Below are 10,927 nucleotides of genomic sequence, written 5' to 3' on the forward strand. Positions count from 1 at the left end.
CCGTGCCGCGCTCCGGGTGCGCAGCAGCCTACTCGTCGCCGGCGCCGAGCACCGGAAAGCCACGGTGATGCGACGTGGTCGCGCCACCGTGGCCTCCCGTCAGGGGCGATCCCGAACGATCACGGACCGGCCGGCTTGCCCGCGTTGGGGCCATCGGCCCAGGTGTTCCCGGTCCACGCGTTGCCCGCCGGATCCCAGTGGGCGACCAGGCCGTAGCTACCGGAGCGGGGGAAGTACTTCGTGGTGAAGACATTGTTGATCACGCGGATGCCCCGACCGGTGCCGGTGCCGCCGTAGATCGTGTATCCGCCACCGCCGAGGTAGTTGTCCTGGAGGAGACCCTCGGACGGGGAGTAGCGGGGGTCGCCGACCCACACGGCCGCGGTCTGGCTGATGTCATTGACGATGGTGTTGTGCACGATCTCCCAGCCGGTGTTGCCGTCGGCGGTGACGGCGTCGTTGTGTGCGCCGGCCTCCTTGAGCAGGTCATGGACGTAGGAGTCGCGCAGGGAGGAACCGCTCTCCAGCCGGATACCGTCCTCGGCGCCGAAGGCATTCACGCGGGTGGCGCTGAATTGGCCTCCGGCGGTGGCGGCCAGGCTGGCCAACGTGGACCCGGTGCCCTGGAGCGTCGTGTCCTCGATGACGGTGTTCTTGCCGTAGGTGAGAACCGCGTACGTGCTGCCCTTGGAGTCGACGTGGACGTTGCGCAGCGTCACGTTGTCGGCCCGGATGGTCAACTGACCGTCCACGTAGGTGTTGGCGATCACGGTGCCGGGAGTCGTGATCGTGCCGCCGGCCCGGCGTGCCGTGACGCCCTTCGCGCCCGTCGTCGACGCGTCCGAGTACCCGACCGGTGAGGTCGCCGGCTGCGTGGTGGTGGTCGGGGCGGGGGTGCTCGTGCTGGTGGTCGGAGCAGGGGTGCTCGTGGTCGTGGAGGTGGTGGTTGGCGCAGGTGCACTCGTGGTGGTGCTGCTGCTGGTTGGGCTGGGGGTGCTGGTCGCGGTGGGAACCGTGTCAGGGGCGAACACCACGTCCACGAGGTAGTTCGATTCGCGCCACACCGAGGTGGGCATGCCCGTCGAGTAGGTGTACACGCCCTGGGTGGCGGTCAGCGACTGGTTGGCGATCGGCTTCTGAGGGCTGAGGGCCCGGGCGCCGACGGCGTAGCGTCCGCGGGGGGCGGTGTAGGAGGCGACATACGTCGATCCCGCCGTGACGGCGACCGGTGACGTGAGCTGGGCGGTACGCCAGCCCGAGCCGGTGGTGGTGGTGAAGTCGACCGACGCCAGGAGACGTCCGTTGCTCGACCACAGCCGTCCGGTGTTCGGGCCGCTCGTGGCGTCGGCCTTGAAGAAGCGGATCGCGCTGATCACGCCGTCGCTGCTGGTCGTGAAGCGCGTGCCCAGCTGCACCGACGAACGCTCGGGGTCTGTCGAGTAGGCGGGTGCCGTCGTCGGCCAGATGGAGTAGGTGGTCGAGGCAGCTCGGGCCCCGCTGGGGGCGGTGACGACCAGGCCGACCACCACGAGGACCACGGCGAGAAGCCCGGTCATCCAGGTGACGGGGCGCAGGGCCGACGGGCGGCCACCCGTGGCTGATCGTTCAATTGGCATGGGGGAGTGGGGGAATGAGCGCATGGGATGTGGAAACCCTTCGCGGGGTGGAAGTTTCGGAAAATGTGTCGGGCGAAAGTTGGGCGAAGTGACGCTTGTCGAACCGTCAACCGCGACGGCGGTAACGTAACCGAATCGAGATCTATCGACCAAATTGGCCGAGGTCACCTCGCCGGTTTCGCCGCCCGTTGATTTCCGGTGATGTCGGGGCGTTGATTCGATGCCGACAGGGGGCCAATCGCCCCACAGAGTCCCAGGAGCACAAACGTCAGCCCCGTGAAGGTGGGGAAGGCAAACGCATCGAAGAAGGCGAATGTCATTCCGGCCCCAGCGATTCCAGCAAAGAGCGCCAGGGCGAGGGATCGGTCGACGGCAGTCGATGTCGCGCGTCGGCGGCAGCGAAGCGCCACGACCAATCCGGAGACCAGCAGGCCGAGCAGTGTGATCAAGCCCACCAGACCCATGTCGATCAAGGTCAGAAGGTACTGATTGTCGAGAATCCGGTACTCGGGGAGAAAGGTGGACAGTCCGCGGCCGGTCAAGGGGGTCTGCTGGATGAACGACCAGGCCAGCGCGTAGCTGTCGGTCCGCGAACGGGCGCTGCCATCGCTGCCGACACCGAGGAAGAGATCCGTGATGGTGCCCAGGAATCCGGGGATCAGCACGAACATGCCGAGGGCGCCGAGGGCCATGGCCCCGACCGCCCGGCGCCGCGCCTCCGGGGTCCAACTGGGCAGCACGATGATTGCGGTGACGAGGGCCCCGATGATGGCCGAGCGGGAGATGGCCAGGGGGATGGCGACGGCGATCGCCAGGACGGGAAACCAGCGGCGAAGTCGGCCCAGGTGCCCGGCGTGGAACAGAACATGAAGGGCCAGTGGCAACGTCATCGCCAGGATGGTGCCGAACTCGATGGGGTGGAGCGCCGTTCCGGCCGGTCGATTGAACCCGGCGCGCGTCTGGATGCTCACCAGACTCTGTGACGACGACAGGCCCGGGATGTCGATCAGGTTGGTGAAGGGGCGACCGGTGACGAACTGCGCCACACCCAACATGGCGAAGAGCCCCACCGCCAACACGATCCGCTGGACGATGACCTCCAGCCGGGCTCGATCCGGGATTCCATCATGGGCGACGAGAAGGACACCCAGCCAGCCCAGCGCGGAGAGCAACCCCACCTGCATCGCGTTGAGCTCGACGGAGCTCAGCGGGCGCATCACCCCGGCGACATAACTGGCCATCATGGCCGCGATCAGCAGGAAGGCCGCAGTCCGAACCGGTCTGGTTCGACGGTTGTCCTCCACCGGTGCGGCCACGCGATCCCACACCCACCACAGCAGGCCGGCCAGCCCCAACAATTGGGCCGGTGTTCCGGCGGCACCCAGCGGTGCCATGCCCAAGCGTGACGGGATGGCGAAGGCGAGGACGAGGTAGAGGGTCAGGAATCCGACACCGTCGCCGAAGGGGTGCCATCGTGGCGCCGACCCAGCGCGTCGCCCGGTGTTCACGGTGGCGAGGCTCGGCCGCCGTGCCGGACGCGGGCACCCACCCGTCGGGGAACGCGGCGAAGGAGGACGTCCACGGCGGCGATGCCGAACAGCACCACGAGGCCGGTGGCCCCCACCGCGACGATGAGGGACCGAAGGGGGCCCTTGATGCCCTGTGTCGGAGTCGATGACGTGGTGATCGTCGAGGTGGTGATGAACGCCCCCTGCGGGACATCCGCCTGCACCTGGAGCCGGCGCAGGGACTGTGGAAGCGCGCTGAGCACCAGGCCGAGATCACGGACCGAACCCTCGGCCGTGGTCGATTCCGCGGTCACCAGGACGATGGGCGCCGGGGAGTCCGGGTCGAGAGCCACGGTGAAGCTCCCAACCAGGCCCTTCTTCTGGAGGTCGGCCACGTGTTTCGGATCGGTCAGCGACCGTGAGAGGACGTCACCGGCCGGGGTGAGTCCGTCGAGCATGAGGTACGGGTTGGCCCCCTTGGGTACCGATGAGGCGGGTGGGAGGAGCAGCACCTCGCCGGTGGCGGTATACGTCGGGGGGTTGCGCTGCCACGTGAGGTAACCGGCCATCGCCACGACGAGCAGGCCCACGACGACGAGGTACCACCGGCGGAGGAGCACGTCCAGGACGCGGCTGACGAACATTCCTCCGCGTTCCGAGGTCTCGGTCACGTTCGCCACACTAACCGGCACGGCAGCAGGGCTGGCGGCCCTTTCTCGAAGTTCAACCGCGAGCCGGTGCGCTGGGGCCATGATGAGGTCGGAGGTGGTCGCCGGTGAGCCTTGCGTTCACGATCCGCGTGCTCCTGCGTCGGTGGTATGTCGTGCTCATCGGCATGCTCGCCGTGGTGCTGGTCCTGGCGGGAATCCGCGACTCGTCCGGGGTCTACTTCGCCCAGGTGAACGTGGTGTTCATGCCCCCGGTGGAGGCGGACGTGCCCAACGGGTTGCGCAACCCGTCGGAGAGTCTGATCGCCACGGCCGGCATCATCCAGCGCGAGGTCAGCGGCGGCAAGGCCCACTCCCAGGTGGTGTCCGAAAGCGTGACGATCGCCGCGGAGGGAGTGCGCACCGGGGAGCGCGTGCGGCTGCCCAACACCGGCGGCCAGTGGGCCAATCACTTCGACAAGGCCGTCTTGGACGTGCAGGCCGTCGACGTGACCGAGGTCGGTGCCCGCCGGCGACTCGACGCCCTCGTGGACGACATCGTGGCCACGCTCAACCGACGGCAGCAGCGGGCCGGGATCGACCCCACGATCTGGGTGCGGACCCGGCTCAGCCCGACCGACCCTGCGGTGGTTCACCTCGAACCCCACCGCACACAGGCCATGGCGATGACCGTGCTGCTCGGCGGCGGGCTGACGGTCGGGGCGGCCGCGGGCCTCGATGAGTGGCTCGACCGTCGCCGCACCCGGGTCCGCTGAAGGTCCATCGTCGCGGCGGCGTGCCCCACGTCGGGCCGCGACGGCATGATCGCGCGAACGGCGCTGTCCCCGCCGGGTGAGAGGATCACCCTCATGACTCGCGTGGAAACTGCCGCGACCGACGTGGCGCCGCTGCTCGATCTCGTCGCAGCCGCCCCGGATGTGGTGAAGGTCCTCGGGCACGCCACGCACACCGCCGAACTCGACGTCGTCGCCCCGCCAGGTCTGCGCGCCCCGCTCATCGCCGCCCTCGTGCGGGCCCAGCCCGATCGCGTCCTCCTCGCCGTCACCGCCACCGCGCGCGAGGCCGACGACCTCGCCACGGCGCTGCGTGCCCTGGTCGACCCCGTGCGCATCGCGACCTTCCCGAGTTGGGAGACCCTCCCGCACGAGCGGCTCAGTCCGCGCTCCGACACCGTCGGCAAGCGGTTGGCCGTGCTGCGCCGGCTCGCCCACCCCGACCCGGCCGACCCCAACTACGGACCGGTCAGCGTCGTCGTCGCCTCGATCCGCGCGGTGCTCCAGCCCATCGCCACCGGTCTGGGCGAGCTCGTGCCGGTCAGCCTCCACACCGGAGAGGAACGCCCGCTCGACCTCGTCGTCGACGCCCTCGTCGGCGCGGCCTACACGCGCACCGACCTCGTCGAACGCCGCGGCGACTTCGCCGTGCGCGGCGGCATCCTCGACGTCTTCCCGCCGACCGAGGAACACCCCGTCCGCGTCGAGTTCTTCGGCGACACCGTCGAGGAGATCCGATGGTTCAAGGTCGCCGACCAGCGCACCTTCGCGACGGCCGACCACGGCCTGTGGGCCCCGCCGTGCCGCGAGATCCTCCTCACCGAGAACGTGCGGGCCCGCGCGGCCGAGCTCGCCACCCAGCTGCCCGGGGTGGCCGACATGCTCGGCAAGGTCGCCGAGGGGATCGCCGTGGAGGGCATGGAGTCGTTGACCCCCGCCCTCGTCGACGGCATGGAGTCGCTGCTCGACACCCTCCCGACCGGAGCCGGCGTGGTCGTCGCCGACCCCGAGAAGGTCCGCGCCCGTGCGCACGACCTCGTCTCGACGAGCGCGGAGTTCCTCGACGCCAGCTGGCACAACGCCGCCGCCGGCAACGCCGTGCCCATCGACCTCGAATCCATCCTCGGCACCGCCTCACACTGGACCCTCGCCCAGACGCGCGAGCACGCCCTGACGCACGACCGCGCCTGGTGGACCCTGACCCCGTTCGGCGGGGACGAATCCCTCGAGGCGTTCCTCGACGACGCGGTCGACCACGACCAGATGACCGTCCGCATCGACGCCGCCGACGTCCACCCGTACCGCGGCGACACCGAGGCCGCGCTGAACGACCTGCGGGAGTGGACCGCCGCCGGCCAACGCGTGCTCGTCACCACCGACGGGCCCGGCCTGGCCGCCCGCGTTGCCGAGATCGCCGGCGAACACGGCATCACCGCCGGCCCGCTGCGCGACCTCACCCCCGGTGTCGTCGAACTCGCCGTGGCCTCCCTCGGTCACGGGTTCACACTGCGCTCCGGCCCGAACGACCCGCCCCTGACCGTGCTCACCGAGGCCGACCTGCTCGGCACGCAGAGCCGCGGCGGCTCGACCAAGGACATGCGCCGCGTGCCCTCCAAACGACGCAACCAGGTCGACCCGCTGCAGCTCAGCCCGGGCGACTTCGTCGTCCACGAGCAGCACGGCGTCGGCCGTTTCATCGAGATGGCGCAGCGCAACGTCGCCGGCGCGACCCGCGAATACCTCGTGCTCGAATACGCGTCGAGCAAGCGCGGGCAGCCCGGTGACCGGCTCTTCGTGCCCACCGATCAGCTCGACCAGGTCACGCGCTACTCCGGTGGTGAGGAGCCGACGGTCAACAAGATGGGCGGCTCGGACTGGCAGAAGACCAAGTCGCGCGCCCGCAAGTTCGTCAAGCAGATCGCCGGCGAACTGATCCGGCTCTACAGCGCGCGCATGGCCACCCAGGGCCACGCCTTCGCCCCCGACAGCCCGTGGCAGACCGAGCTCGAGGACGCGTTCGCCCACATCGAGACCCCCGACCAGTTGAGCACCATCGACGAGGTCAAGGCCGACATGGAGAAGCCGGTGCCGATGGACCGGCTCATTTGCGGTGACGTCGGCTACGGCAAGACCGAGATCGCGGTCCGGGCGGCGTTCAAGGCTGTCCAGGACGGCAAGCAGGTCGCCGTGCTCGTGCCCACGACGCTCCTCGTGCAGCAGCACCACCAGACCTTCGCCGAGCGCTACGCCGGCTTCCCAGTCGTGGTGAAGTCGCTCAGCCGCTTCCAGACCGACGCGCAGGCCAAGGAGGTGCTCGAGGGCATGGCCGACGGCAGCGTCGACGTCGTCATCGGCACCCACCGCCTGCTCAGCTCCGAGGTCGCCTTCAAGGATCTCGGTCTGGTCGTCATCGACGAGGAGCAACGCTTCGGCGTCGAGCACAAGGAGAAGCTCAAGGCCCTGCGCACCAGCGTCGACGTGCTCGCCATGTCGGCCACGCCGATCCCGCGCACCCTGGAGATGGCGGTCACCGGCATCCGCGAGATGTCGACGTTGGCCACGCCACCGGAGGAGCGTCACCCGGTCCTGACCTACGTCGGCGCCTACGACGAGCGCCAGGTCGTCGCCGCGATCCGGCGCGAACTCATGCGCGAGGGCCAGGTCTTCTTCGTCCACAACAACGTCTCCTCGATCGAACGCACCGCGGCCCGCCTGCGTGAACTCATCCCGGAGGCGCGTATCGAGACCGCCCACGGAAAGATGGGTGAGTCGCGACTCGAGCAGGTCGTGCTCGACTTCTGGGAGCGTCGTTTCGACGTGCTCGTCTCCACGACGATCGTCGAGACCGGCCTGGACGTGTCGAACGCGAACACCCTCATCCTCGACCGCGCCGACCGGTTCGGCCTCTCCCAGCTCCACCAGCTGCGCGGCCGGGTGGGGCGCGGCCGCGAGCGGGCCTACGCCTACTTCCTCTACCCGGGTGAGACGCCGCTGACCGAGACCGCCCACGAGCGGCTCGCGACGATCGCCTCGAACACCGATCTCGGCGCTGGCATGCAGATCGCGATGAAGGACCTGGAGATCCGCGGTGCGGGCAACCTGCTCGGCGGAGAACAGTCCGGTCACATCTCCGGGGTCGGCTTCGACCTCTACGTGCGGATGGTCGGCGAGGCGGTCTCGGAGTACAAGGGCGAGGACGTCACCGGCCCGACCGAGATCAAGATCGACCTGCCGGTCGACGCGCACCTACCGCACGAGTACATCCCGGGGGAGCGGCTGCGCCTCGAGGCGTACAAGAAGCTCGCCGCGGTCACCGACGAATCGGCGCTGGCCGAGATCGAGGCCGAACTGCGCGACCGTTACGGCGAGCCGCCGCAGCCGGTGATCAACCTCCTCGACGTCGCGCGGCTGCGGATCCTGGCCAAGCAGGCGGGCCTGTCCGAGATCGCCGTGCAGGGCGCCAACGTGCGGTTCGGACCGGCCGATCTGCGCGAATCGCAGCAGCTGCGACTGGCCCGGCTGTACCCGAAGTCGTCATTCAAGGCGGCACTCCGTACGATCGTGGTGCCCAAGCCGATGACGGCTCGCGTCGGGGGAACCCCGCTGCGGGATCGGGACGTTCTGGTGTGGGCAGCGGACCTGGTCCGCGCCGTGATGCTGGATGATATTGCTCGCACGTCGGGTACGAAGGACTCATCGCGAACGCGGTGAGTCAGAAGAAGGGACCACAGTGAAGGCTCCGATTCGCACTGCCATGCTCATCGTGGCGCTTGCCGGTTCGCTGGCGGCGTGCGGCCAGGCCAACGAGGCCATCGACGTCAACGGGACGTCGTTCAGCCAGACCGAGGTGCTCGCGACGACCGAACAGCTGGGCCCGGAGGTGCAGAACCTGACCTCCGCGCAGGTCGTGCAGGCGCTCGCATCCGCGCCGCTGCTCATCGACCTGGGCAAGCAGCACGGGATCGTCGTGACCGACGAGGCAGCGCGCACCGCGTTCCCGAACATCGCCGAGCCCAACCGCGGCACGCTCGAGATCAGCCGTTCGCTCATCGCCGGCCAGCACCTGCAGTCGAAGGTGCCCACCGCCCAGGCCGAACTGCAGCAGATGATCCAGTCCGCGGACATCGAGATCAGCCCGCGCTACGGCCACTTCGACAACAAGACGGGCTTCGGCCCGGCGCAGGAGAACTGGATCGCCCCGCCGCCGGCCGGCGCGCGCGACACCCCGCAGTGACCTCGGCGCCGCAGCCGCCGGTGACGACGGATCACTCGCCGTCACCGGATCACCCGGCCCCACGCGGCTCCGCCCTGCTCGAGGCCGTGGTCGTCATGGACCGACTGCGTTCCCCGGGCGGGTGCCCGTGGGATGCGCAACAGACCCACGAGTCCCTGCGCCGCTACCTCATCGAGGAGGCCCACGAGGCCGCCGAGGCGATCACCACCGGCGACCGCGACCACCTGGTCGAGGAACTCGGCGACGTGCTGCTGCAGGTGCTCTTCCACGCCCGGATCGGGCAGGAGCACGACGCTCCGTTCGACATCGACGACGTCGCCGGCGGACTGGTCGCCAAACTCACCCGGCGTCACCCGCACGTCTTCGCCGACGGAGACGCCTCGACCCCCGCCGAGGTCGAGGTGGAGTGGGAGAGGATCAAGGCCGCCGAGAAGGCCGCGGCGGCCGCACGACGCTCCGTCGATCGCCCCAGCCGCCCGGAGGTGCTCGACGGGATCCCCGCGACGCTCCCGAGTCTGCTCGCGGCCGTCAAGGTGCTCGGCCGGCTCGAGCGGCGAGGCGTCGACACCCTCGCCCGGACCGCCGACCGGGCCGCCGACGAGTCCGATCTCGGAGCGCAGTTGCTCGCGGTCGTCGCGCGCGCCCAGGCCGCCGGCGCGGACCCGGAGGAATTGCTCCGGTCTGCCGTCGAGGCCTTCGCGGCCGACCGATAGGCTCGGGACTGTCCCAGGACCCCAAGCTCAGGAGCACATCCGTGGCCAGCATTGACGCAATCGTCGCCCGCGAGATCCTTGATTCCCGAGGCAACCCGACCGTCGAGGTCGAGATCGGTCTCGACGACGGCACCGTCTCGCGTGCCGCTGTTCCCTCCGGCGCCTCGACGGGCGCCTTCGAAGCGGTGGAGCGCCGTGATGGTGACGAGAGCCGCTACCTCGGCAAGGGCTGCGAGGACGCCGTCAACGCGGTCATGGAGGACATCGCCCCCAAGCTGTACGGCTACGACGCCTCCGACCAGCGCCTGATCGACGAGGAGATGCTCGAGGCCGACGGCACCGACAACAAGGCCAACCTGGGCGCCAACGCCATCCTCGGCGTGTCCCTCGCGGTGGCCAAGGCCGCGGCCGGCTCGGCCGAGCTGCCGTTGTTCCGCTACGTCGGCGGCCCGAACGCGCACGTGCTGCCGGTGCCGATGATGAACATCCTCAACGGTGGTTCGCACGCCGACACCAACGTCGACATCCAGGAGTTCATGATCGCCCCGATCGGCGCAGAGTCGTTCCGCGAGGCGCTGCGCTGGGGTGCCGAGGTGTACCACGCGCTCAAGAAGGTGCTCAAGGATCGTGGTCTGTCCACCGGTCTGGGCGACGAGGGTGGCTTCGCGCCGAACCTCGAGAGCAACCGCGCCGCGCTCGACGTCATCATGGAGGCCATCAAGGCCGCCGGCTACGAGCCCGGTGCCGAGATCGCGCTGGCCCTGGACGTCGCCGCGTCCGAGTTCTACTCCGATGGTGCGTACCAGTTCGAGGGCACGGCCAAGTCGGCCCAGGAGATGACCGAGTACTACGCCCAGCTCGTGGCCGACTACCCGCTCGTGTCCATCGAGGACCCGCTGAACGAGGAGGACTGGGAGGGCTGGAAGGCCATCACGGACGCGCTCGGTGACAAGGTCCAGCTCGTCGGCGACGACCTGTTCGTCACCAACCCCGAGCGACTCCAGCGCGGCATCGACGAGGGCGTGGGCAACGCCCTGCTCGTCAAGGTCAACCAGATCGGTTCGCTGACCGAGACCCTCGACGCGGTCGACCTCGCCCACCGCAACGGGTACCGCTGCATGATGTCGCACCGTTCCGGCGAGACCGAGGACGTCACGATCGCCGACCTTGCCGTGGCCACCAACTGCGGTCAGATCAAGACCGGTGCGCCGGCCCGCTCCGAGCGCGTGGCCAAGTACAACCAGCTCCTTCGCATCGAGGAGGAGCTCGACGACGCGGCCGAGTATGCCGGGGCTGCGGCGTTCCCGCGCTTCAAGGCCTGATACTGGGGAGCATGCCCCGCAGTTCACGTCCCGCCACCGGGTCGGCGCGCAGTTCGTCGCGCCGGCCCGGTGGCGCGCGTCCGGGGCCCGGTC

At 69.5% G+C, this 10,927-nt stretch carries 8 protein-coding genes; 5 read left to right on the forward strand and 3 right to left on the reverse strand.

The window, feature by feature from the left end; translation table 11 throughout:
- Positions 1-119 precede the first annotated feature (119 nt).
- The 3 genes from KD1_RS09665 to KD1_RS09675 form a co-directional block, all read right to left on the reverse strand.
- The gene (locus KD1_RS09665) at positions 120-1,556 is read right to left on the reverse strand and encodes a DUF4082 domain-containing protein (protein ID WP_068401124.1); all 1,437 of its coding nucleotides are present in this window, start codon (positions 1,554-1,556) and stop codon (positions 120-122) included.
- Between the two features lie 224 nt (positions 1,557-1,780).
- Positions 1,781-3,124, reverse strand: coding sequence for an O-antigen ligase family protein (locus tag KD1_RS09670; protein WP_068401127.1), 1,344 nt, complete (start codon positions 3,122-3,124; stop codon positions 1,781-1,783).
- Entirely contained in the window at positions 3,121-3,795 is a 675-nt protein-coding gene (locus KD1_RS09675) for a hypothetical protein (RefSeq protein WP_157073270.1), read from the reverse strand. The genes KD1_RS09670 and KD1_RS09675 overlap by 4 nt, the downstream gene beginning before the upstream one ends.
- Before the next feature lie 104 nt (positions 3,796-3,899).
- Between KD1_RS09675 and KD1_RS09680 the strand changes: the two genes are divergently transcribed.
- The 5 genes from KD1_RS09680 (at position 3,900) to eno (ending at position 10,834) form a co-directional block, all read left to right on the forward strand.
- Positions 3,900-4,547: a hypothetical protein gene (locus tag KD1_RS09680; RefSeq protein WP_068401133.1), complete on the forward strand. Its 648-nt coding sequence runs from the start codon at positions 3,900-3,902 to the stop codon at positions 4,545-4,547.
- A 93-nt stretch (positions 4,548-4,640) separates the two neighbouring features.
- Positions 4,641-8,276 (forward strand): transcription-repair coupling factor, encoded by a 3,636-nt coding sequence (gene mfd, locus KD1_RS09685; RefSeq protein WP_068401136.1) that lies wholly within the window; start codon positions 4,641-4,643, stop codon positions 8,274-8,276.
- A 19-nt stretch (positions 8,277-8,295) separates the two neighbouring features.
- Positions 8,296-8,799: a hypothetical protein gene (locus tag KD1_RS09690; RefSeq protein ID WP_157073271.1), complete on the forward strand. Its 504-nt coding sequence runs from the start codon at positions 8,296-8,298 to the stop codon at positions 8,797-8,799.
- A 20-nt stretch (positions 8,800-8,819) separates the two neighbouring features.
- Complete coding sequence (locus KD1_RS09695) at positions 8,820-9,512, forward strand: nucleoside triphosphate pyrophosphohydrolase (protein ID WP_245627347.1); 693 nt, start codon at positions 8,820-8,822, stop codon at positions 9,510-9,512.
- A gap of 41 nt (positions 9,513-9,553) precedes the next feature.
- Complete coding sequence (eno, locus tag KD1_RS09700; RefSeq protein WP_068401143.1) at positions 9,554-10,834, forward strand: phosphopyruvate hydratase; 1,281 nt, start codon at positions 9,554-9,556, stop codon at positions 10,832-10,834.
- Positions 10,835-10,927: the final 93 nt, after the last annotated feature.

The organism is Kribbia dieselivorans NBRC 106261 (genome assembly GCF_001552435.1).
In the GTDB taxonomy this organism is placed as follows: domain Bacteria; phylum Actinomycetota; class Actinomycetes; order Actinomycetales; family Dermatophilaceae; genus Kribbia; species Kribbia dieselivorans.

What these genes read in the sequence shown, in the direction of transcription:
- KD1_RS09665 (WP_068401124.1), bottom strand. Translation starts at nt 1,556, where the DNA reads ATGACCGGGCTTCTCGCCGTGGTCCTCGTGGTGGTCGGCCTGGTCGTC.
- mfd (WP_068401136.1), top strand. Translation starts at nt 4,641, where the DNA reads ATGACTCGCGTGGAAACTGCCGCGACCGACGTGGCGCCGCTGCTCGAT.